The 23,199-nt window shown below is 44.4% G+C and carries 24 protein-coding genes; 13 read left to right on the top strand and 11 right to left on the bottom strand.

Annotation, left to right across the window (positions count from 1 at the left end; translation table 11 throughout):
• Window positions 1-44 precede the first annotated feature (44 nt).
• The 3 genes from L0991_01420 to L0991_01410 all read right to left on the bottom strand — a co-directional run bounded on the left by L0991_01420 (window position 45) and on the right by L0991_01410 (window position 2,405).
• Complete coding sequence (locus tag L0991_01420; protein XGB62745.1) at window positions 45-1,631, bottom strand: AbgT family transporter; 1,587 nt, start codon at window positions 1,629-1,631, stop codon at window positions 45-47.
• 387 nt (window positions 1,632-2,018) lie between these two features.
• Entirely contained in the window at window positions 2,019-2,144 is a 126-nt protein-coding gene (gene ykgO / locus L0991_01415; protein XGB62744.1) for a type B 50S ribosomal protein L36, read from the bottom strand.
• Window positions 2,145-2,405 carry a type B 50S ribosomal protein L31 gene (locus L0991_01410; protein XGB62743.1) on the bottom strand — a complete coding sequence of 87 codons (261 nt, stop codon included), beginning with the start codon at window positions 2,403-2,405 and terminating at the stop codon, window positions 2,145-2,147.
• A gap of 122 nt (window positions 2,406-2,527) precedes the next feature.
• Here L0991_01410 and tsaA point away from each other — a divergent pair, with 122 nt between their 5' ends.
• From tsaA to L0991_01380, 6 genes are all read left to right on the top strand, one after another.
• Entirely contained in the window at window positions 2,528-3,223 is a 696-nt protein-coding gene (tsaA, locus tag L0991_01405) for a tRNA (N6-threonylcarbamoyladenosine(37)-N6)-methyltransferase TrmO (GenBank protein ID XGB62742.1), read from the top strand.
• Between the two features lie 101 nt (window positions 3,224-3,324).
• Entirely contained in the window at window positions 3,325-5,043 is a 1,719-nt protein-coding gene (locus L0991_01400; protein ID XGB62741.1) for a proline--tRNA ligase, read from the top strand.
• Between the two features lie 202 nt (window positions 5,044-5,245).
• Window positions 5,246-5,929: a tellurite resistance TerB family protein gene (locus tag L0991_01395; GenBank protein XGB62740.1), complete on the top strand. Its 684-nt coding sequence runs from the start codon at window positions 5,246-5,248 to the stop codon at window positions 5,927-5,929.
• Window positions 5,930-6,097: 168 nt separating this feature from the next.
• On the top strand, window positions 6,098-6,301 hold the full coding sequence (locus L0991_01390; GenBank protein XGB62739.1) for a YaeP family protein: 204 nt from the start codon (window positions 6,098-6,100) through the stop codon (window positions 6,299-6,301).
• 1 nt (window position 6,302) lies between these two features.
• Window positions 6,303-6,494: a DUF4250 domain-containing protein gene (locus L0991_01385; GenBank protein ID XGB62738.1), complete on the top strand. Its 192-nt coding sequence runs from the start codon at window positions 6,303-6,305 to the stop codon at window positions 6,492-6,494.
• Window positions 6,495-6,722: 228 nt separating this feature from the next.
• Entirely contained in the window at window positions 6,723-7,049 is a 327-nt protein-coding gene (locus tag L0991_01380) for a hypothetical protein (protein ID XGB62737.1), read from the top strand.
• 417 nt (window positions 7,050-7,466) lie between these two features.
• Here L0991_01380 and L0991_01375 read toward each other — a convergent pair whose 3' ends face one another.
• On the bottom strand, window positions 7,467-8,717 hold the full coding sequence (locus tag L0991_01375) for a serine hydroxymethyltransferase (GenBank protein ID XGB62736.1): 1,251 nt from the start codon (window positions 8,715-8,717) through the stop codon (window positions 7,467-7,469).
• Window positions 8,718-9,064: 347 nt separating this feature from the next.
• On the opposite strand from L0991_01375, the gene L0991_01370 reads away from it, so the two are divergent.
• The 3 genes from L0991_01370 (at window position 9,065) to L0991_01360 (ending at window position 12,344) form a co-directional block, all read left to right on the top strand.
• On the top strand, window positions 9,065-9,667 hold the full coding sequence (locus L0991_01370; GenBank protein XGB62735.1) for a YitT family protein: 603 nt from the start codon (window positions 9,065-9,067) through the stop codon (window positions 9,665-9,667).
• An 88-nt stretch (window positions 9,668-9,755) separates the two neighbouring features.
• Entirely contained in the window at window positions 9,756-11,282 is a 1,527-nt protein-coding gene (locus L0991_01365) for a winged helix-turn-helix domain-containing protein (GenBank protein XGB62734.1), read from the top strand.
• Between the two features lie 147 nt (window positions 11,283-11,429).
• The gene (locus tag L0991_01360; GenBank protein ID XGB62733.1) at window positions 11,430-12,344 is read left to right on the top strand and encodes a hypothetical protein; all 915 of its coding nucleotides are present in this window, start codon (window positions 11,430-11,432) and stop codon (window positions 12,342-12,344) included.
• A 145-nt stretch (window positions 12,345-12,489) separates the two neighbouring features.
• On the opposite strand, the gene treC is transcribed toward L0991_01360, so the two are convergent.
• The 5 genes from treC to gmhB form a co-directional block, all read right to left on the bottom strand.
• On the bottom strand, window positions 12,490-14,175 hold the full coding sequence (gene treC / locus L0991_01355; GenBank protein XGB62732.1) for an alpha,alpha-phosphotrehalase: 1,686 nt from the start codon (window positions 14,173-14,175) through the stop codon (window positions 12,490-12,492).
• A 118-nt stretch (window positions 14,176-14,293) separates the two neighbouring features.
• Window positions 14,294-15,718, bottom strand: coding sequence for a PTS trehalose transporter subunit IIBC (treB, locus tag L0991_01350; GenBank protein XGB62731.1), 1,425 nt, complete (start codon window positions 15,716-15,718; stop codon window positions 14,294-14,296).
• 204 nt (window positions 15,719-15,922) lie between these two features.
• Window positions 15,923-16,867, bottom strand: coding sequence for a trehalose operon repressor TreR (gene treR / locus L0991_01345; protein ID XGB62730.1), 945 nt, complete (start codon window positions 16,865-16,867; stop codon window positions 15,923-15,925).
• Between the two features lie 89 nt (window positions 16,868-16,956).
• On the bottom strand, window positions 16,957-17,292 hold the full coding sequence (locus L0991_01340) for an MliC family protein (GenBank protein XGB62729.1): 336 nt from the start codon (window positions 17,290-17,292) through the stop codon (window positions 16,957-16,959).
• Between the two features lie 43 nt (window positions 17,293-17,335).
• A complete protein-coding gene (gene gmhB, locus L0991_01335; GenBank protein XGB62728.1) occupies window positions 17,336-17,887 on the bottom strand; it encodes a D-glycero-beta-D-manno-heptose 1,7-bisphosphate 7-phosphatase in 552 nt (183 codons plus the stop codon).
• A gap of 240 nt (window positions 17,888-18,127) precedes the next feature.
• Here gmhB and metN point away from each other — a divergent pair, with 240 nt between their 5' ends.
• From metN to L0991_01320, 3 genes are all read left to right on the top strand, one after another.
• A complete protein-coding gene (gene metN, locus L0991_01330; GenBank protein ID XGB62727.1) occupies window positions 18,128-19,162 on the top strand; it encodes a methionine ABC transporter ATP-binding protein MetN in 1,035 nt (344 codons plus the stop codon).
• A complete protein-coding gene (locus L0991_01325; GenBank protein ID XGB62726.1) occupies window positions 19,152-19,835 on the top strand; it encodes an ABC transporter permease in 684 nt (227 codons plus the stop codon). The genes metN and L0991_01325 overlap by 11 nt, the downstream gene beginning before the upstream one ends.
• An 80-nt stretch (window positions 19,836-19,915) precedes the next feature.
• A complete protein-coding gene (locus L0991_01320) occupies window positions 19,916-20,725 on the top strand; it encodes a MetQ/NlpA family lipoprotein (protein ID XGB62725.1) in 810 nt (269 codons plus the stop codon).
• A 111-nt stretch (window positions 20,726-20,836) separates the two neighbouring features.
• Here the strand turns inward: L0991_01320 and L0991_01315 are convergent, their stop codons facing one another.
• The gene (locus tag L0991_01315) at window positions 20,837-21,613 is read right to left on the bottom strand and encodes a Zn-ribbon-containing protein (protein ID XGB62724.1); all 777 of its coding nucleotides are present in this window, start codon (window positions 21,611-21,613) and stop codon (window positions 20,837-20,839) included.
• 4 nt (window positions 21,614-21,617) lie between these two features.
• Window positions 21,618-22,163 carry a SecY-interacting protein gene (gene syd / locus L0991_01310; protein ID XGB62723.1) on the bottom strand — a complete coding sequence of 182 codons (546 nt, stop codon included), beginning with the start codon at window positions 22,161-22,163 and terminating at the stop codon, window positions 21,618-21,620.
• 143 nt (window positions 22,164-22,306) lie between these two features.
• Between syd and queF the strand changes: the two genes are divergently transcribed.
• Window positions 22,307-23,152, top strand: coding sequence for an NADPH-dependent 7-cyano-7-deazaguanine reductase QueF (gene queF, locus L0991_01305; GenBank protein ID XGB62722.1), 846 nt, complete (start codon window positions 22,307-22,309; stop codon window positions 23,150-23,152).
• The last annotated feature ends 47 nt before the right edge of the window (window positions 23,153-23,199 follow it).

Here is a 23,199-nt window from a genome sequence, read left to right as displayed (position 1 = left end):
CAATGTGCAGGCTTTCGGTGTAATCATAAAACAATGATTAGATTCTATGGCGTGTAGTACGTTGCTGCACCTGGGCCAACTGGCAGACCAAATACGAATACCCACACGTAGAACATTAAGCTCCAACCAACGATGAATACGATCGAGTATGGAAGCATAGTTGCAATCAGAGTACCAATACCTAGGTTCTTCATGTAACGCGTTGCTACAGCAAGGATAAGACCGAAGTAGCTCATCATTGGAGTAATGATGTTCGTTGTTGAATCACCGATACGGTAAGCCGCTTGAATCGTTTCTGGTGCGTAACCAACAAGCATTAGCATTGGAACAAAGATAGGTGCTGTTACTGCCCACTGAGCAGAAGCTGAACCAATCATCAGGTTAATGAAGCCACACATTAGGATGAATGCGAAGAACAACATTGGACCTGTTAGGCCGATGTCTTGTAGGAAGCTTGCGCCCGCTACTGCGAATACTTGACCGAAGTTAGTCCACTTGAAGAAAGCAACAAACTGAGCAGCGAAGAATACAAGTACGATGTACATGCCCATAGAAGACATAGACTTAGACATTGCATCGATAACGTCGCGGTCAGTTTTCATTGTGCCGGTAACTTTACCGTAAACGAAACCAGGAACTGCGAAGAATACGAAGATGAACGCTACGATACTCTTAAGGAACGGAGAACCTGCTACCGTGCCAGCTGCAGAACGTAGAACACCGTCTTCAGGAACAATTGTCCAAGCAAGAAGAGCTGATACTGCTAGAACTGCGATACCTGCTAGCTTAAGACCTTTCTTCTCAACGTCTGTTAGCTTGCCCATTGTATCGTTTGATAAATCTTCAGACGCTTCTTCGTCGTTGTATTTACCCAGTTTTGGTTCAACAATCTTCTCAGTTACGAATGCACCCGTAATTGCGATGAAGAAAGTAGAAACAAACATGAAGTACCAGTTTGATTCTGGACCAACTGTGTAAGTCGGGTCGATCATTTGTGCTGCTGTTTCTGTAATACCAGAAAGCAGTGGGTCAACCGTACCGATTAGAAGGTTTGCAGAGTAACCACCAGATACACCCGCGAATGCTGCCGCTAGACCAGCAAGAGGGTGACGACCTAAAGAGTGGAAAAGCATTGCTGCTAGTGGAATCAGTACCACGTAACCTAGCTCTGAAGCTGTGTTAGAAATGATACCTGCGAATACCACAGTTACTGTAACCATGCGCTTAGATGCGCCCATTACCATGCCACGCATTGCAGCAGATAGTAGACCAGAGTGCTCAGCAATCGCTACACCTAGCATTGCAACTAACACAGTACCTAATGGCGCAAAGCCAACAAAGTTTTTAACTAAATTAGTTACGATAAGCTGTAAGCCTTCAGCATTAAGTAAGCTTACAACGTGGATCATGCCGTCAGCAGCACGACCTGGAGCACCTTCTGGACGAGGGTCCATAACAGACACTTCAAAGTACCCTGCGATACCAGAAGTAACTAAGATTGCGACACAGAAGATTGCGAAAAGAGTGATCGGGTGGGGTAATAGATTCCCCAAATACTCAACACCATCGAGAAAACGGGTAAAAATAGGTTTCTTTGGCGAGTTGTTTTTTATTGAAGCTGATGAACTCATCAGTTCCCTCCTTGTAGTGATTCCTATGCAATTGTGACAAAAATGTTCAAATTGCAGGCGAAGGGTACGCGACAAAATTATCAATTAGAAATTCAAAATGTTACAAAATGTGTAACAAACGACGATATTTAACTCTATTTGAACAATTAATTAGCAAATAAAACCATAATAAACACAAAAATCAGCTTTATAATTCACAACCATACATTCACTATTAATATAACTTACGATATAACCTCTTGATTAGTTTAAAAATAAAGTTCACCGTACGATAAATAACCACTCGGTATTTAATCAACTTGCATATGAAGGAAAAGAAAAACCGTTAAATGAATAAAGTTTGACTTTCCCCTCGTTTTTACAGGTGTGTCACATCCAATTGACTGCTTATTTTTGAACCGCTTTGAACCTTGGGTTGGTTTTGCAGATTACATAGAGACGCCCTCTACGCTTAACGATTTGACAATCAGGGTGACGGCTCTTTGCACTTTTAAGTGATTTTACAACCTTCATCTATTTAGCTCCCTTACCCAATTGACCAAAGCGGCGAGTAAAGTTCGCCACGCGACCTTCTTTATGAATCACTCGTTGCTTACCTGTATAGAAAGGATGAGACTTTGAAGACACTTCAATAGTGAAGTAAGGGTAAGTATTGCCATCTTCCCATTCGATAGTACGGTCTGTTTTCAAGGTTGAACCTATCAAGAAGTATTCATCAACACTGGTGTCATGAAAAACCACAGTGCGGTAATCAGGATGGATATTTGGTTTCATTTGTTTCCCCTAAATTATCACTTGATACGTTATAACATTGCAAATGATAATTATTATCAAAAGAAAAACAAGTAATTTTGTGATATTTTCCGGCCATAGATCGTAATTAGAGAACGTCCCCCATGTACTCCATTGAACCTATTGGCTTTATAGAGTCTCCCTATAAAGAGAAGTTCGCGGTACCAAGGCAGCCTAGGTTGGTGCCGACATCAACCTCTAGATTAAGGCTTGTTGACACGGCAAACTGCCTAGAGTCGGTTCGCAACATCGAACAATTCAGCCATGTATGGCTCCTATTTCTGTTCGACAAAAACCTTGAAGCGGGCTGGAAGCCGACGGTGAGGCCGCCTCGACTGGGTGGTAATGAACGCATTGGGGTTTTTGCATCTCGAGCCACATTCAGGCCCAATGGAATTGGCATGTCTGCGGTGGAGTTAAAAGGCGTATCTCAAGATCAAGGGCAAACTTGGCTAGACCTTGGCAGTGTCGATTTAGTCGACGGGACACCAATTATCGACATCAAGCCTTACATCCCCTACTCCGATTCGATTCCGGATGCACAGGGAGGGTTTGCAGCCGAAGAGCCAGAGGTGTTAGAGGTTAACTTTTCACAGCAGGCACAAAGCAAACTGGCACAGCACCCAGAGGCGCGCCATATTATTCAAGTGATCAAAGAGGTATTAGGCCAAGATCCTCGCCCCGCCTATAAGAAAGGCAAGCCAGACAACAAGGAATATGCGGTAAATTTGTTCGATCTTAACGTGAAATTCGTTGTTGAGGCGTTTTTCATCAATGTAACTGACATTGAACGCTTTTGAGATCCCAAATAGGCTGATATTATATGCGGCTATATCGGATTTACTGCTGCCAATAGCGGCAGTAAATTTACTTTTATTAATGATGAAACGGATACCATAGAATGCGTACCAGTAACTATCTTCTTTCTACTCTGAAAGAGACTCCAAACGACGCAGAAGTTATCAGCCACCAGCTGATGCTACGTGCAGGTATGATCCGTAAGCTAGCTTCAGGTTTATACACTTGGCTACCTACCGGTCTGCGTGTACTGCGTAAAGTCGAAAACATCGTTCGCCAAGAGATCGATAATGCAGGTGCAGTTGAGACTTTAATGCCCGTAGTGCAGCCGTTTGAGCTATGGGAAGAGACTGGTCGTAGCGAAAAAATGGGCCCAGAACTACTGCGCTTTACTGACCGTCATTCTCGTCCGTTTGTTCTTAGCCCAACAGCTGAAGAAGTAATCACTAGCCTAGTTCGTAACGAAGTAAACTCGTACAAACAGCTACCACTGAACTTGTACCAGATTCAAACTAAGTTCCGTGATGAGCGTCGTCCACGTTTCGGTGTTATGCGTGCTCGTGAATTCTCTATGATGGATGCGTACAGCTTCGACATCGACAAAGAAGGCCTAGAAAAGTCTTACCAAGCGATGCACGATGCTTACTGTAATGCATTCGACCGCATGGGTCTTGAGTACCGTCCAGTACTAGCAGACTCAGGCGCTATCGGTGGTAGTGGTTCTCAAGAGTTCCACGTACTAGCGGAAAGCGGCGAAGACCTAATCGCATTCTCTACAGAATCTGATTACGCAGCAAACATCGAGAAAGCTGAAGCACTAGCTCCAACTGAAGAAGCTGCTGCACCAACTCAAGAGATGGAACTGGTTGATACTCCAAACGCGAAAACTATCGCAGAATTGGTAGAGCAACACGGTCTAGCAATCGAGAAAACAGTTAAGACTCTATTCGTTAAAGCTTCTGATGAAGTAGATGCAGACATCATTGCTCTAATCATCCGTGGCGACCACGAACTGAACGAAGTGAAAGCGGAAAACCTTCCACAAGTTGCTTCTCCACTAGAGATGGCTTCTGAAGAAGAAATTCGTGCACTCGTTGGCGCTGGCCCAGGTTCACTTGGTCCTGTAGGCCTAGAGCTACCATTCATCGTTGACCGCTCTGTTGCTGTAATGAGCGACTTTGGCGCTGGTGCAAACATAGATGGTAAGCACTACTTCGGTATCAACTGGGGTCGTGACGTTGAGCTTGCTCAAGTAGAAGACCTACGTAACGTAATCGAAGGCGACCTAAGCCCATGTGGTAAAGGTACACTTCAGCTTAAACGTGGTATCGAAGTTGGTCATATCTTCCAACTAGGTAACGTTTACTCACAAGCGATGAACTGTGGCGTGCTTGGTCCTGACGGTAAGAACGTTATCCTAGAGATGGGTTGTTACGGTATCGGTGTATCACGTGTTGTTGCTTCTGCAATCGAACAGAACCACGACAAATACGGCATCATCTGGCCAGACGCACTAGCACCTTTCCAAGTTGCTATCGTTCCTATGAACATGCACAAGTCTGAAGAAGTTAAGGAAGCGGCTGAGAAGCTATACGCTGAACTAACAGCTATGGGTATCGAAGTACTATTCGATGACCGTAAAGAGCGTCCAGGCGTAATGTTCTCTGACATCGAGCTAATTGGTATCCCTCACACTATCGTGATCGGCGACCGCTCAATGAAAGAAGGTAACTTCGAGTACAAGAACCGTCGTGCTGGTACTAAAGAAGCTGTTGCTATCGATTCAATCGTTGAACACGTTACTTCTCAATTTGCTAAATAAGCAAACTCTGCAAAGTACGTGATCTTGCAAAGCAAATAATAGAAGGCTGCCATCTGGCGGCCTTTTTTATTGCCCCTCTTCACCTTCACTCACTCTCTCATTTCTCGATAAAGTAAATAACGTAAGTTAATCCCCGGTTCATCTTTAAATACGTATATTGGATTCATCAACTCATTAGACGCGTTTACCATTGGAGGTATCGATGGATCTTAAAAGCCTACTTAACCAAGCACTTAAGTCAGACCTTGTTAAACAAGGCACTCAGAAACTCTCACAAAGCTCATCTGGCCTAAGCGGTCTTACACAAGACAGTAAAGGCAGCAGCAAAAGCACACTTGGCGCATTAGGTGCGGGAGCCGTTGGCGGCGGGTTGCTAGGAGCTCTAATGGGCTCAAAGAAAACCAAAAAGATCGGCAAGAAGGCCGTGGGTATTGGCGGAGCAGCAGCACTTGGTGCATTGGCATACAAGGTATATAACGATTACCAAGCCAAACAAGGCACACCAGACTCATCTCCACAAGCCACCTTTGATGAGCAAGATGCTTGTCATAATCTACTTATTCTACGATCTATGATTGCGGCTTCTAAAGCGGACGGTCATGTCGATGAGCAAGAGATGGCTAAAATTGAACAAGCCGTCGAAAACATGGGCGCGGATTATCAGCTGACTAAGTTAGTGTCTGAAGAGCTGCACAAACCGCTCGACCCAAGCGAAATCGCTCAACTCGCAAGCTCACCGCAACAAGCTAGCGAAATCTACTTGGCTTCCTTGATTGTGGCCGACGAGCAGAACTTCATGGAAAAGGCTTACTTGAAAGAATTAGCGAAGCAACTCAACCTTGCAGATGAAGTGAAATACCAGCTGGAACAGCAAGTCGCGGGCTAGTCGACCAATCATTGGTTAACTGGTCACCTCATAAAGTGACAAACTAAAGCGCAATAAAATGAGATATTGAGCAAGGACAAACTAACTCTGATCTTCATCAGATCCGCTTTGTTTTTGCTTATCTCTATGTGTATATTGAGAGCAGTTATCATTTGGTTAGGTATAAAAATGAAAGTATACGATTGTTGTGATTTGGTACGTGAACTGTACTCTCAAATTGGTAGTGGCGACCAAGGCTACATCCCTCAAGCGATCACCTGCGCAGTAAAAACATTAAACGACCTTGCAGCAGATGAATCTCTTCCTAAAGAAGCTCGCGAACGCGCGGCATTTGCAGCTGCTAACCTACTAATCTCAGATTTCGAGGACTAATATGAACCTCGCTAATTTTGAAAAGATGGATCCTGTTATGTTGATGAGCATCGTCAACATGAAGCTACGTGACGACTTCGGCGGAGATTTAGACCGAGTAGTTAACTTCTACGAAATCGACAAAGCCGCATTAATCGCTAAACTTGCCTCAGCGGGTTTTGAATACCTGCCAGAAGCAAAACAGTTTAGATAATGATGTAAATTCAGCTTGATAGACAAAGGCCAACTCGATGTTGGTCTTTTTTATTGGTGTCAACCTTAGCCAATACAGCCTTCAGAATATAAATTATCTCCTCCTTACTCTCTTTTTATATCTTAGACTCTAAGAACGCGCCTTGAATCGTAGCGTGTAGTTGTATAGGCTACCTCAAATAGCATATAAAAACTCATCACCCAACTTGATGATAGTGAAGGATTAACAATGAAAAGACTCGGACTTTTGGCAGTATTCGCTGCAACGCTTACTGCGGGTTGCGCTTCAAATACTCAGCAAGACAATTTTCGTGAAGCCTCTTTTGAGCTGTGTAATACCGAAGTCGATATTTACTCTGTAAGCCACGATGAAAGAGTACGTATCGTCTGTTCTGATGGCTCTAAATTCGCTTTAAACAGCGAAGATACGCTAGAAGTAATGCGTGACATCAACATCGACTACTGCGATGGCGAAGGCTTAGGTAAGTTTAATGAAAGCCGTCATTACTACTCGTTCAAGTGTAAATCAGGCACTCTACTTAGCATCAAAAAGTAAAACCAACACAAAAAATACAAAGGGTTAATGTGAAAGCATTAGCCCTTATTAATACCCGCCTTTCTTTACTCTTAGCCCCAAATCCACCAGCCACCAGCCACCAGCCACCAGATACAAAAAAGGCCCCAAAAGGGACCTTTAAAGCAATTCTATACCAATAAAAAAGGACTCAATGAATCCCTTTAAAAGTGTTTTTCAAAGTAGTTGTTTGAAATTCTAGGAGCGCACGCGGAGCTTACGAATGTAAGTGAGCATGGTCGACAACGCAGCACCTCAAAAACTAAAAAGGTCCCTATAAAGGAACCTTTCAAATCGTATTTTTCAATCAAATAGCTTTAGTTCAAGGAAAAGGCGCGGAGTTTACGAATGTAAATGAGCACCTTTGACACAGAAATTAAGCTATTTGAGCCAGAAAAATTAAGCGTAAACAGGTAGACGCTTACAAATTTCTAATACTTTTGCTTTTGTTGCTTCGATAACAGACTCATCACCCATGTTATCTAGGATGTCACAGATCCAACCTGCTAGCTCTTTCGCGTCTGCTTCTGAGAAACCGCGACGAGTGATAGAAGGAGAACCGATACGGATACCTGACGTTACAAACGGGCTGCGAGGGTCGTTTGGTACTGAGTTCTTGTTTACTGTGATGTTTGCTGCACCTAGTGCTGCATCTGCTTCTTTACCTGTGATGTCTTTGTTGATTAGGTCAACTAGGAACAGGTGGTTCTCTGTAGAACCTGAAACGATGTTGTAACCACGCTCAAGGAATTCAGCAACCATTGCTTTTGCGTTAGCAACTACGCGTGCTTGGTACTCTTTGAATTCTGGCTCTAGTGCTTCTTTGAACGCTACTGCTTTACCAGCGATAACGTGCATTAGAGGGCCACCTTGGCCGCCAGGGAATACTGCTGAGTTCAGCTTCTTGTAAAGATCTTCGCCTTCGTTAGAAAGGATTAGACCGCCACGTGGGCCAGCTAGCGTTTTGTGCGTTGTTGTTGTAACAACGTGCGCGTGTGGAACTGGGTTCGGGTAAACACCTGCCGCGATTAGGCCAGCTACGTGAGCCATATCTACGAATAGGTAAGCACCTACTTTGTCCGCGATTTCACGCATGCGCTTCCAATCACAGATTTGAGAGTAAGCAGAGAAACCACCGATGATCATCTTAGGCTTGTTCTCGATAGCCAGCTTTTCCATCTCTTCGTAATCGATTTGACCTGCTTCGTCGATACCGTAAGGGATGATGTTGTAAAGCTTACCAGAGAAATTTACTGGAGAACCGTGAGTTAGGTGACCACCGTGCGCTAGGCTCATACCTAGAACTGTGTCGCCTGCATTCAGTAGCGCCATGTATACAGCGTTGTTTGCTTGAGAACCTGAGTGAGGCTGTACGTTTGCGTACTCAGCACCAAACAGCTCACATGCACGTTCAATTGCTAGAGTTTCAACTTTGTCTACGTACTCACAACCACCGTAGTAACGCTTGCCTGGGTAGCCTTCAGCGTATTTGTTTGTTAGCTGAGAACCTTGAGCTTCCATTACACGTGGGCTTGTGTAGTTTTCTGAAGCGATAAGTTCGATGTGCTCTTCCTGACGAAGAGTTTCTTCTTGGATAGCTGCGAATAGATCCGCATCGTAATCAGCAATGTTCATGTCACGCTTAAGCATCTGTATCTCCTGACTCAGATTGTACTGAAAGTTTCAAAAAAACCACACAACGACCGAAAGCAAACGTTTCCGTCGCCGTTTTGATGTGACGCATTCTACATAATTTGATCTAGGTCATAAAGAGCTAATTGCAATTTTATCATGCAGTTTTTTCATAATCACAAATAAGATTCATCATGGTTATCGGGCTTATCCAACCAAAGATGCCCCTTACTGTCAATTTTACGATTTACACCCTGTAAAACGCAGATTACATAGGTTTACCTTAATTTTTCCCCTCTAGCTACCGAAAGCTTAAGTTTTTAACTACTATGCACGCCTTTATTGATTAGGTAATTATTAAAACGATGGAAAAACACTCACGTAAAGAAGATTGGATTGCAGTCCTGACGGGCACGTTTTTAGTAGCGTTAGGCGTCTTCTTTTTACAGTCTGCGAATCTGCTTACCGGAGGCACTACTGGTCTGGCTCTACTGTTGAGTCAATTTTTGCCTGTAACCTTTGGTATTTTATACTTTGCCGCTAACTGTCCATTCTATCTATTGGCGTGGAAACGTTTTGGTCGTAGCTTTGCGATCAGCAGTGCGATTTCTGGCGCTTTAGTGTCTGTGTTTGCCGATCATTTATACTTGGTTATTTCGCTCGAAGTTCATAATGAGATCTACTGTGCTGTTGCCGGTGGCTTATTGATGGGCTTAGGTATGCTGATTCTGTTCCGCCACCGTTCTAGCCTGGGTGGCTTCAACGTCTTGTGTTTGTTTATTCAAGATCGCTACGGCATCTCTGTGGGTAAAACTCAAATGGCGATCGACGCGTGTATTCTGTTTGCCTCGTTCTTCTTTGTATCGCCTTGGGTAATTGCAGTATCAGTACTAGGTACAGCGGTATTGAATATCGTACTAGCGATGAATCATAAGCCAACGCGCTATTCTGTGAACTACGCGTCTTAATACCAGCTATCCAATCAATGAATTACTAGCTGTTTTTCATAACGAAAACAGCTAGTATTTAGCTTTTACAAGCTATCCCTCTTTCGTTATGCAAGATTACCTCTCCAGCGCCAAAGACACTCAAACCTCGATCTTCATTGAAGGTTTAGAATTCAACCCAGCGACACGTGTCTTGAGTTGCAACGAGCAGGTCATCGATTTAGAACCTCGTTCTATCGAGTTACTTGAGCTCTTTCTCACGAGCGTCGGAGAACCATTAGCGGCAGAGCAAATTATCGCGGCGGTTTGGCAAAGTAATTTCATCTCCAAAAACGTACTCACCAATCGAATCAGCACACTTCGATCGGTACTACAAAAGCACTTGCCAGAGAGCGACGCGACCAAGATTTTGGTCACTTATCCGCGTAAAGGCTACTTCCTAAGCCCTAGCTCGGTCAGCTTATCTAACACAGCACGTGAAACAGCAGAAACAGCAGAAACAGTTTTAGAAACAGAACAACCTAAAGCGCGAAAAACTCCGACGCTAGTGACCTCTGTCCTCCTATTAACAACTCTGGTGTTACTGATCACAACAGCAAGCTTGGGCTATATGTTTTGGCAATCGTCGAATCATGCCTCTGAGGTTGAACGAGAACAGAGGTTAATTCCTAAGGTTGAGCTGCTACTCAATCGCATCGATGCGGTCGGTGACAACGCAAGACGTTATCGCAAGATGGTTAAAGCTCTGTTGCTTCAACAACAAATTGAGTACGCCTATACCGACTTAGCCAACCAAGATGCCCCGAGTTACTTCTTGGACCCAATAGATAGCTCTCCTTTCTTCCCTGGCGCAAAGAACATGCGTACCAGTGACTATCTGCTTAATATTCAGCTGAAGGACCAAGAGGTCGACAAACGACTCGCGGCTAAGGTTAGCCTTATCTACCCGAGCTCAGGTAAGCTTGCCTTTCGGGGCGTTTATTCTATTGAGATAGACAATCTCAGCGAAAGCTTGATGGAGATTAACCAAGAGCTTGCGAGCTACTTTGCTCTGCCTGCTCCTCTCTCTCCAGAATGGTCTGTCGATAATCACACATTAAGTGCTCTATTGAATGGCACAACTATCGATCTTGATAACGCACCACTCAACGTGATGACCTCAACGCTAATCGCTCGCCAGCTAGCGCTATTTGAGACAGACCACCAGCGACTGATTCGATTTACTAGCCTAGTACAAACCCGCTTTAAGCTGATTCCAGACGAACTTAAGCTGTGGCTGGGAATTATTCATTTCAAGTTGAGAGATCTGCAAACTTCGAAGGAATTCTTAACTAACACCGCAGGGAACTCGACTATCGAAAATGCTCTGGTTTATATGGTGGTATCTCACATCGCTTATAAGCAAGGAGACATGGATAAGTTTCGCCTCAACTACATGGAGTCTTTGGTTGCCTTACTACGAGTCGTTCCATCGGAAGAACTGTTTGCGCGCTTATCCAAGCCAGAGTCAAAATCGACCTGCCTTCAGCCTTGGAAAAATCTAAAACTCAGTGTCAAAGAGCCACTGATCATCAAGCAATGGGAGAATCTGATGCTAAATTACTGTACCGCTGTCGGGCACCAACTATCGGACTAAAAAATATAAAACCATTATTAACAGCAACTTAAATATAAATTAAGGTTTCATGTGTCTTCGTTTTTTGCCCTATAAACCCTCATATCAATAGCATTCCTAAAAACATCCGACCGCTCAAGGTCAACAACATTATTAGGAATGCTTCACATGAAAAAAACCATGACGCTGCTTGCGACTTCTCTTTTTGCTCTTTATGGATGTGGCGGCGGAGGCGGCTCTTCTTCTGGTTCAACTAATGGCAATAAAGGCCCAAGCAACCAAGTCGATTACCCAATCAACGACTCTCAATTCGCGCCTCAAGCAAGCACTGCATTAAAGTACGCATTTACCAAAGATGGTGAAACTGAAGGCTCGATGACAATGAACTTCACGCCGTTAAGTGGTGAGCTCATCATTGCAGCTTTAGAAAAAGAGTCAGGTAATGAAGCGGAAATTCAAGTTATCAACGACCTGGTCAATTACGGCATCACCGAGTTTTATGTCTCTGAAGACATCATGACGAACTCTGAAGGCACACAAGAAGGCGGCAGTATTTATTTTGCAGGTCCTGACCGCGGGTTACATGAAATCACCAACGCTTACTTCATTGGTAGCCAATACATCACAAGAATGATGTACAGCAGCCCACTATTCCGTTTGAAAGGAACTGACGTAAAAGAGAGCAACCCTATCATTGATATCAGTGAAGAAACGATTTCAATGCAAATCACGCTTGATGGAGAAGCCGTCGCGAATATGTTGAGTGATTTTGAGGATAATCAGTGGGTTGAAAACTTACCATCTAACGCCTCGTGCCAAGTCACTTGGCAGCAAATAATTAATGAAACCGGTGTTCGTAAAAGCTTCACTGTTTCGGGTAAATCGATCGAAGCTGCGAATCTTACGGAGAAAAACACTTACTACATTGGCTGTGTCGGTATGGATTCAACAGAGTTTGGCACGTCGTCTGAGCGTTGGTTCAACCCAACAATTGGCCTGATAGAGCAAATTGAATTGATGTCAGTGGAGCAATCCACCATCGAGGAATCAGCAGCTAAACTGACTGCAATCGAGAAGGCGTAGTTTTACCAACTACCGCACATTGATGTAAAAAAGGCTTTGGGGAGCAATCCAAAGCCTTATTGGCAAGCTTATGACCAACTGGGGTACTGAAGGTCATGAGCTTTATTCTGTGTTTAGATAGACCTTAATAAAGTGACCTGACTAGCTAGCCCTCAATCAACAAAATACGAGTCTCGTAAGGACGCAAGACTTGATGATGCGATGTTACTGAATCATCTGTCTCTTGATAGTTAGAAAGCAAACACTTGGCATTCGTCCTATCAAAACGCTCAGGTAACGCACATTCCGTCTCTTCACCATAATAGTTATTAATACAGAGCAGAGTCTGCTCTTCACTCTCACGAGAATACGCAAATACTGATGGGTGCTCAGGTAGCAAATCTTGATAACTACCATGAGTAATCACAGGCACCTCTTTACGAAGTTCAATCAAACTCTTGTAGAAATAGAAAACCGAATCTCTGTCTTCCAGTGCTTGCTCTGCATTGATCTCAGGGTAGTTGCTCGCAACATCCAGCCATGGCTGAGCTTTTGAAAAGCCCGCATATGCTTCGCTATTCCATTGCATGGGTGTACGAGAATTATCACGAGACTTCTGCGCTAGAATCGCCATCATATCTTGATGCTCCACACCATCGCGATTGACCATGATGTCGTACATATTAGTACTCTCTACATCACGATACTGGCTAATTTCGGTATAACCTGGATTCGTCATACCAATCTCTTCACCTTGATAGATATAAGGCGTGCCTTGCATCATGTGGACAGACGCCGCCAGCATTTTAGCCGACTCAACACGGTAGTTCTTATCATCACCTAAACGGCTCACCACTCGCGGTTGGTCATGGTTACACCAAAACAGCGCGCCCCAACCTTTTCCATTTAAACCTGTTTGCCAATGGTTGAAGATCGATTTGAGTTGTAAGAAATCAAATGGTGCATTGGTCCACTTCTCACCATTGGTGTAATCCACTTTAAGATGGTGAAAGTTAAACACCATCGATAGCTCGCTGTTATCAATGTTCGAATACTGCTGACAGTGCTCCAATGTAGTTGAGGACATCTCGCCTACTGTCACGCTGCCATATTTCTGGAATACCGCTTCGCTGATCTCTTTTAGATATTCATGCACACGTGGGCCGTCTGTGTAAAAACGGCGACCATCACCGATATCATCATTAGGGAAATCTTGCTGCTTTGAAATCAGGTTAATCACGTCCAAGCGGAAGCCATCGACGCCCTTCTCAGCCCAGAAGCTAATAACGTCTTTCACTTCTTCACGTACGACCGGATTCTCCCAGTTCAGATCGGCCTGCTCCTTGGCAAACAGGTGAAGGTAATATTGACCAGTCGCTTCGTCTAACGCCCATGCATTACCGCCAAACTTGGATTGCCAGTTAGTTGGTGCTTCGCCGTTTACAGGATCTTTCCAGATGTAGTAATCACGGTAAGGGCTGTTTTTATCACCCAATGCGGATTGAAACCATTCATGCTCAGTGGAGGTATGGTTAACCACAATATCCATCACGATACGAATACCACGCTGATGCGCTTCAGCCAGCAACTGGTCGAAATCTTCCATGGTGCCAAATTGAGGATTAATCGCGTAGTAATCTGAAATATCGTAGCCGTTGTCGACCATTGGTGATGCGTAAACTGGGGTTAACCATATCGCATCGACACTCAAGTGTTTGAGGTAATCCAGTTTCGAAATGATCCCTTTGATATCACCAGTACCTTTACTGCCGCTGTCACAAAAGCTCTTTGGGTAGATTTGATAGATGGTTGCGGTTTTCCACCAGCTTTCATCATGTTCAGTCATCGCCATCTCTAACACTCACTTACCAAAAAATAATAAATAAAAATCACCATGTTCACATGGTCGATAGAAGTCGTACCTAAGGAAAAAAGCGATGACTGGATTGAGTCACCGCTTATAAGATGCGCTACGCGTTTGCTGTTTCGAGATCACCTTTTGACTGTGCACGCTTGTAGAAGAACAGCGTTAAGGTCACTGGCAATACAATCGCTACCAACATCGCCACTAAATAAACAGACCAATATTGCGGTTGAATCGACAAGATACCTGGCAAGCCACCCACACCGATGCCGTTCGCCATCACACCTGCGCTACCACAAATAGCAGCCGCTGCGGCACTACCTATCATGGCGCTCAACATTGGGAATTTGTATTTCAAGTTGATGCCGTACATCGCAGGCTCTGTCACGCCTAAGTAGGCAGAGATTGCTGCTGGTACCGAGATGTCTCGCTCACCTTCACGTTTACTTAAAATAATGATGCCAACAACCGCTGAAGCTTGTGCAATGTTAGATAGCGCAATCAGAGGCCAAATTGGCGTGCCGCCTAAGTCTTGCATCAACTGCAAATCCACTGCGTTGGTTGTGTGGTGAATACCCGTGATAACCAAAGGTGCGTAAAGGAAACCAAATACCACTGAACCAAGAATTGCGAAGTCACCAGTCATGGCTGCTTTCGCTGCGAATGCGACGCCATCACCTAGCATACGGCCGAATGGACCAATAAAGGCGTGAGCCAGAATCACAGACAAAATGATCGATACAAATGGCACAACCACAAGGTACAAGTAAGCTGGCACGATGCGCTTAAGATTGGTTTCAATGAAGGCTAATGCCACACCCGCGAGCATCGCAGGGATCACCTGTGCTTGATAGCCAACTTTCTCAATCACGAAAAAGCCGAAGTCCCACACTTCAGGAACGGCTTTACCTATCATGTAAGCGTTCATCAACTGCGGCGACACCAAAGTCACACCCAGAGTTATACCCAAAATTGGGGTTCCGCCGAGCTTCTTAACCGTCGCCCAACACACACCAACCGGAAGGAAGAAGAAAATCGCTTCGCCAATCAGCCATAAGAAAGAGTGAACGGTTGCCCAGAATTGGCTGATTTCAACTAAGGTTTTGCCGTCGAACATGCGAATGTCGCCAATCACATTACGGAAACCAAGAATCAAACCACCAGTAATAATGGCAGGCAGCAGTGGCACAAAAATTTCGGCTAAATGGGAGATACCACGCTCAAGGAAGTTCATGTTCTGACGAGCAGCCAATTTCGCTTCATCTTTTGATGAGGCCTCTTTGCCCGTTTGCTCAATCAGCAGTGCATACACTTCGTCAACTTCGGTGCCAATCACCACTTGAAATTGGCCTGCGTTAGTAAAGCAGCCTTTTACTAGTTTGAGCTTTTCGAGTTCAGCTTTATTCGCCTGCTCTGTCTCATTCAATACGAAACGCAGTCGAGTCAGACAGTGGCTGACACTCGCAATGTTCTCTTTACCACCAACTAACTCGATAAGACGCACAATGTCTTGCTTGGCTATCTTACTCATACTACCCCACCCTGGTTTTATTCAATGACTCATCTAAATCATTGAGTAATAACCACTCAGATTTAGATTTATGGGAACATTCCCAAAACTGGTTATTATAATGCCTAGCTGAATGAAAAATTAAAATGGGAACAGTCCCATTAATTGAAAGAGATCACAGTCTAATTTTAATCTAAGCGGTTCAGTTTCGCTTAGTTGAATGGATTATTGAATCGGTGATTGGGTGTGATGAGAGATCTCTGTGTTACCTAAAAGTTGAGAGATCAATAGATTAGCAGCTAGTTTACCCGCTGATTGGTAGCCCGGATCAATACTAAAGACCCGAGGGAATAGGAAAGAAAGAAGATCGTTACCGCCGACACCAGTCACCACCACATCTTCACGTTGTCGTTCTTGCAAGCGTTTGATGACCCCAAGAGCAAGAGTATCACTGGCACAAACAATCGCTTGAGTCGTTGGAGTCAAAACTTCATCCACTAACTGATAAGCGCTTTCATGATGAAGTTGACCAGTACGATAGTTCGCTATCACTCCACTGTTCTCGCACCAATCGAGGTAAGCCTTTAGACGAAGTTCACCGGTTGATTTATCGCTAGGATCCACTCCAACAAAACCGATATCAGAGATCCCCTGATCCATTAAATACGCCAACGCACGATTGATCACTTGTTGGTTGTCATAGTTAATAGACGTTACGTTCTCGGTATCCAGCGCAATGACTACTGCTTTATGTCCCCAAGCTTCAATCGCGGGAATATCGCAATCCGTGAAACCAAACACAATGATCCCATCAACGTTACGACGCTTTAGAACTTGTAGGTGCTCGTTGGCTTTTTCTCGGTCGAGCTGGCTTTCCATGATCACTACATCGTAGCCCGCTTGGTACAACTCAGACAGCATGGTGCTGACGGCTTTGTTTTCAGAAGGAGAATCCAAACGAGAGATGATTACACCAATCACTTTTTGGCTACCACCACGCATCGATTGCGCAGACTTTGAAGGCGTATACCCAGATTCTTGAATTACTCTTTCTACCCTTTCACGGGTTTCAGGTTTCACTTTAGGATCATTGGTCAGAACGCGAGATACGGTCGACTTACCAACACCAGACAGCTTAGCAATATCAAGAATAGTGAGTTTTTTGCTCATAAAAAGTCTAACGTCAAAGGAAGGAAAAGAAGCAGTGAGGGTATATCCCCTCACTTAACTGTTTGTAAATCTTAGCGATTAAAGATGGCTTACTTGCTGCAGTTTCGATACACCACACGACCAAGTTCTAGGCGTGCGTTATCACCTTTAGTACGTAAAGTAACGCTGTTGATTAGCTCTCCAGTGCCATCATCTAAGATGTACTTGGTTCCAGATCCAGCCGCTACTTGAGTCAGGCGATATTCATTTTCAGGTAAACGTAATACTGCTTTTTCATTATCAAGGTAAGCCACTTCAAATGAAACGTCAGACTCACATTGATAAGTCACGAATTGATTGTCCGATGTAGTAGTGTCAGGCGCTGCTGACTTAGAGCAACCCATTAATGCTACCGTACATAGAGATGCTACTAACATAGCTTTCATACTTCGTTCCTCATCTTTATACCGTTGAAGGTAGTGAAATGTCTTAGCCTTTTAGGAAAGCAGGTACGTCCGCAATACTATCAAGGACAACACTTGCCAAGGCTTCACCCTTTTCAGTGATTGGTTTACCGGTTCTTACCAATACCTTAGTGCCAACACCTGCCGCTTCTGCAGCCATCATGTCTTCAGCTTTATCGCCGATCATCACGGAGTTAGCCATATCAATCTTTAGAAAGTCACGCGCGGAAATGAACATGCCAGGCTTTGGCTTACGACAATCACAATCTTGCTTGTAGTCACCAATACCGTGTTCAGCATGGTGAGGGCAATAGTAAATACCATCTAACTCAACACCATTATCGACAAAGTTCCAATCCATCCACTGCGTTAAAGAGAGAAAACGGTCTTCACTAAACATGCCGCGAGCAATACCAGACTGGTTCGTCACAAGCACCAATAAATAACCCATATCTTTAAACGCTTTCGCCGCTTCAAACACACCATCGATGTATTCAAAATCATGCTCATCATGTACGTAGCCATGATCAACGTTAATCACACCATCACGATCTAAAAAAACAGCAGGTTTAGACAAAATTTTGTTCTCTATCAACTCTCTATTAATCATTAATTATTACACGCTTTATTTGCTTCATCACTATCTATTTAGTTTTGCGTCCGTTAACGATTTGTTTCCATCTCAGCAATACAATCGACGTTTAGCCGTCTAGACGTAAAAATATCTATTGACTTAGATCACGGAACACCATAGCATCATCTGTAAATCGAGCGAGCTATCGACATATTATTCTGTTCTACCTGCACGGGTTTCTCTATGATTAAAGTGAATCAAGTCAATAAGGTTTTTTATCAAGGCACTAAAGAAATCAATGCCTTAATTGATATCAACCTCCACATTCCTCAAGGTCAAATCTTTGGAGTCATCGGCTCTTCAGGTGCAGGCAAAAGTACCCTAATCCGCTGTGTAAATATGTTGGAAGCCCCAACTTCAGGTGAAGTGATTGTTGACGGTATCGACCTAACAAAACTGAGCAAATCAGAACTTAGCGAAGCACGCCGTAACATCGGCATGATTTTCCAGCACTTCAATCTGCTGTCTTCTCGTACTGTATTTAACAATGTAGCACTACCTCTAGAACTAGCAGGTAAAGATAAAGCGGTTATCGAAGCGAAAGTCAGTGAGCTACTTGAATTGGTTGGTCTTGCAGACAAGCGTGATACTTACCCTGCAAACCTAAGTGGCGGTCAAAAGCAGCGTGTCGCGATTGCTCGTGCACTGGCATCAGACCCGAAAGTACTGTTGTGTGATGAAGCGACCAGTGCTCTGGATCCTGCAACCACTCAATCGATTCTTGAGCTGCTGCGTGAAATCAACCGCAAGCTACACATTACTATCCTGCTTATTACGCATGAAATGGATGTGGTTAAGAGCATCTGTCACGAAGTGGCGATCATCGGTGGTGGTGAATTGGTAGAGAAAGGCACGGTTGGCGATATCTTTGCGCATCCTAAGACTGAGTTAGCGCATCAATTTATTCGTTCAACCTTAGATCTAACAATCCCTGAAGATTACCAAGCGCGCTTACAAGAAACTCGAGTAGATGGCAGTTACCCTCTGGTACGCCTTGAGTTCACAGGTGCAACCGTTGATGCTCCGCTAATGACGCAAATCGCTCGTAAATTTAATATCGATGTCAGCATTCTAAGTTCTGACCTTGATTACGCTGGCGGCGTGAAGTTCGGCATGATGGTGGCTGAACTGTTCGGCAACGAAGCAGATGATAATGCTGCTATCCAATTCCTACGCGATAACAATGTAAAAGTAGAGGTGCTTGGCTATGTCCTTTAGTTTCAACGAGATTGCTGACTGGATCAGCCTTAACGGTAACCTTCTATTAGAAGCAACTGGCGAAACACTTTACATGGTTGCTGTGGCAGGCATTGTTGGCTTTGCTGTCGGTATTCCCCTAGGCGTGATTCTACACACCACCAAAAAAGGCGGCTTGCTAGAAAACACTAAGCTTAACCAAATTCTTGGTGCGGTAGTCAACGTAGGCCGTTCAGTACCTTTCTTGGTATTGATGGTTGCGATTATCCCACTGACTAAGATGCTGATTGGTACCTTTATCGGTACAACAGCGGCAATTGTTCCACTGACTATTGGCGCAATCCCATTTGTTGCTCGTCTTATCGAAAGTGCACTGCTTGAAGTACCAACAGGTCTTGTAGAAGCAGCGCAATCAATGGGCGCGACACCAACACAAATCATTAGCAAAGTTCTGCTTCCTGAAGCACTACCGACTATTATCAACTCAGTAACCATCACACTCGTTACCCTAGTGAGCTACTCAGCAATGGCAGGTACGGTTGGCGGTGGCGGCCTCGGCGATGTGGCTATTCGTTACGGATTCCACCGTTACGATGTGACCATCATGGCAGTGACCGTAGTGATGTTGATTGTGCTTGTACAAATTATTCAATCGATCGGTGATTCATTAGTTCGCCGTGTTGACCACAGATAAGACTCAGCGTTTATACGCAAACAAACTAAAAACAGAGTCGTCTGAACCAAATTAAATAGATTTATTAAAAGGAGATTATTATGAAATTTAGCCTTAAAGGTTTACTAACTATCGCAGCGGCAGCTTCAGCGCTAGTTCTAGCAGGTTGTGGTGATAAAGAAGTCGACACTTCTAAAGTAAAAGTGGGCGTAATGGCAGGTGCTGAAGCTCAGGTTGCAGAAGTTGCAGCTAAAGTAGCGAAAGAGAAGTACGGCCTAGATGTTGAACTAGTGACGTTCACTGATTACGTAACACCAAACGCAGCACTAGATGATGGTTCTATCGACATCAACGCATTCCAACATGCACCTTACCTAGATCAGCAAGTAGCTGACCGTGGTTACAAACTGACAATCGCTGGTAACACGTTTGTTTACCCAATTGCGGGTTACTCGAAAGAAGTGAAATCGGTAGATGAAATCCAAGATGGCGCGCGCATCGCTGTACCAAACGATCCGACAAACCTAGGCCGTTCTCTACTGCTTCTTGAGCAGCAAGGTCTACTTGAGCTTCGTGAAGGCGCAGGTCTTCTTGCAACAGTGCGTGACATCGTTAAGAACCCTAAGAACCTAACGATTGTTGAGCTAGACGCAGCACAACTACCACGCTCTCTTGATGACGTAGCACTGTCTATCATCAACACAACTTACGCGAGCTCTATCAACCTGACTCCACAAAAAGATGGCGTATTCGTTGAAGACAAAGAGTCTCCATACGTGAACCTAATTGTGTCTCGTGAAGAGAACCTAAACGCTGAGAACGTACAAAACTTTGTTAAAGCTTACCAAACTGAAGAAGTGTACAAAGCAGCTTCTGACATCTTCCAAGGTGGCGTAGTTAAAGGCTGGTAATCTGCCTCACTTCACTACCCTATAGATACCAAAAGGGGCTGACATTGTGTCAGCCCCTTTTTCGATCACTCGAAGCTCATTCATGAGCCTACCGTGCTAAGAACGCCGTCGTTACTTTAGCTGATCCCAAGAGATGTTTGATACCAGACGGCAATCATCACACTTGAAATAGAAAATATCGTGGATCGGCGCATCTAGCAGCCATTCGCCACCACATTGCGGACATTTACGCTCTTTTTCGTCTTTCAAACTAATGCCACCCACACGGTACAAGTAGTAGTAAGTAGGAATCTTAGTCAGGTATTCGATACGCCCTCTTAAGCCCCAACCACGTTTGAACAGTACGCTTTTAGTATCACTGATTTCCGTCAAGGTCGCGTGTTCAGCTCGGCAACCACCACCCATTTGTACTTCATCACAGGCTTGCCATTCAGTCTGCCATTTCAGCACAGCTTTATGGTCGCCATTAAAGGTAGGTGGATTACGGTATAGTGGGATCGGCAACAAGCTATCACCACTGCGTAGCGGTGAACAGGTATGCACAAAGGTGGTGTACAGTACTTGCCAACTAGGCGCTTCATCTTCAGCCACTTCTTCTGAGTTCAAATCTCGGCCCAGCAAGCGCATTTTAGGAGTAAGCAGGCTCGCATTAGACAGACGATCCAAGCACACTTTCACAAAATCTGAGTGATTACGAGGGTGTAAGCTATCTTGCTCCGGGCAGACAACACGAACGTAAAACTCGCCGTCACCCATCACGATAGGAAACTCACGGCCTAGCACTTGTCCGTTATAACGTAGTGCATCCATTAAGCCATTCACCGCCTTGTCGACAGCGCTTACCGTTGTGTTATCAAAACACTCAAATTGAAGTTCTAGTACGTACATCTATCTATACCGCTGGTTGTAACTTTTCTAAAAACTCAGCCAATGTCTCAGCGAGTACATCACGATTTTTGGTGCCTAAGCGCTCTAAAATCACGTTGCCAGTTAAGTTACAGATAGAGATAACATCCAGCTCTGCATCAGTCGCTGCGATGAAAACCGTCGGTTTCAGCTTTAGACGACGCTGCGTTACCAAGTGACCTAGAATGTTTTCTTGCAGGCATTCGAAGTCTTCATCACTCCAAATCTGTAAAAGAGTCAGCTCATTACCGTCAAACGTCGCATTCATATCTGCGCTGTATTGAGCGCCATAGAAGGTTTTGATGTCTTCATGCAGCGTTAGCTCGATGCCTGTTTCTACGTTGGTAAAATCAGCAAATAGCTCACGTGGGTAGTGTTTCCATAACACAGCGTCACCGCTCTTTTCTTCTACGCATGGCGATACGATGTCCACCAACTCCTCATTGCGAGGTAAGCTTTGGTGTTGCTGTTGCCACGCGTCAACGTATCGCTGACTAAAAGAAACCAGTGCGTCTTGAGCACGTTGAGTCATGAAAATCTCCTAAACACATAATAATAAATAGAATCTGAGCCTTTCCTTGCCAAATAAGCTTGTCTAATAAGCGATGACGTAATGACAGGGTAAAGGGGATTCAGTAAAATCGACCCCATTCTAATCGAATTTGAAACGAAAGTATGAGCAAATATTCTGACGCAAAAGAACTAGCGGGCTTAACGCTGGGCCAAAAAACTGAGTACTCTAACCAATACGATGCAAGTTTGTTGCAACCAGTACCGCGTAGCCTGAATCGTGACGATCTAGCGCTAAACGGCGAGTTGCCTTTTGTTGGTCATGATATTTGGACTATGTACGAGCTTTCGTGGCTGAACACAAATGGCCTACCACAAGTGGCGGTGGGTGAAGTTTTCATCCCAGCAACGAGCCCAAATTTAATTGAATCAAAATCTTTCAAGCTGTATCTGAACAGCTACAACCAGACTCAATTCGAAAACTGGGAACAAGTGACTGAGCGCTTAACTCAAGATCTGTCGGCATGTGCGGGCGAAGCTGTGATCGTAAATGTTAACTCGGTAACTGACTACACCAACCAGCCTATCGTGACGATGGAAGGTGAATGTATCGATAATCAAGATATCCAAATCACTAGCTACGACTTTGAAGCGTCACTGCTTGAAGGTGCTGCTGGAGAGCAAGAGGTGGAAGAAACACTTCACAGTCATCTATTAAAATCGAACTGCTTGATCACCAATCAACCAGACTGGGGTAGCGTTGAGATCGCATATTCAGGCAAGCAAATTGACCGTGAAGCCCTGCTGCGCTATTTAGTTTCATTCCGTGAGCACAACGAATTCCACGAACAATGTGTTGAGCGTATCTTCACTGATATCATGAAATACTGCGCGCCTTCGAAGTTAACTGTGTTTGCACGTTACACACGTCGTGGTGGTCTGGATATCAACCCATACCGTTCAACAGAGCAAGATAGACCAAGCCACAATAAGCGTATGGCTCGCCAATAATCGGCAAACCACACACTTATTTGGCACCTACCTAATCTTTAAAGGAC

It is taken from the genome of Vibrio chagasii, from assembly GCA_041879415.1.
Taxonomy (GTDB): Bacteria; Pseudomonadota; Gammaproteobacteria; order Enterobacterales; family Vibrionaceae; genus Vibrio.
This window is presented reverse-complemented; position numbering and strand designations above follow the sequence as displayed.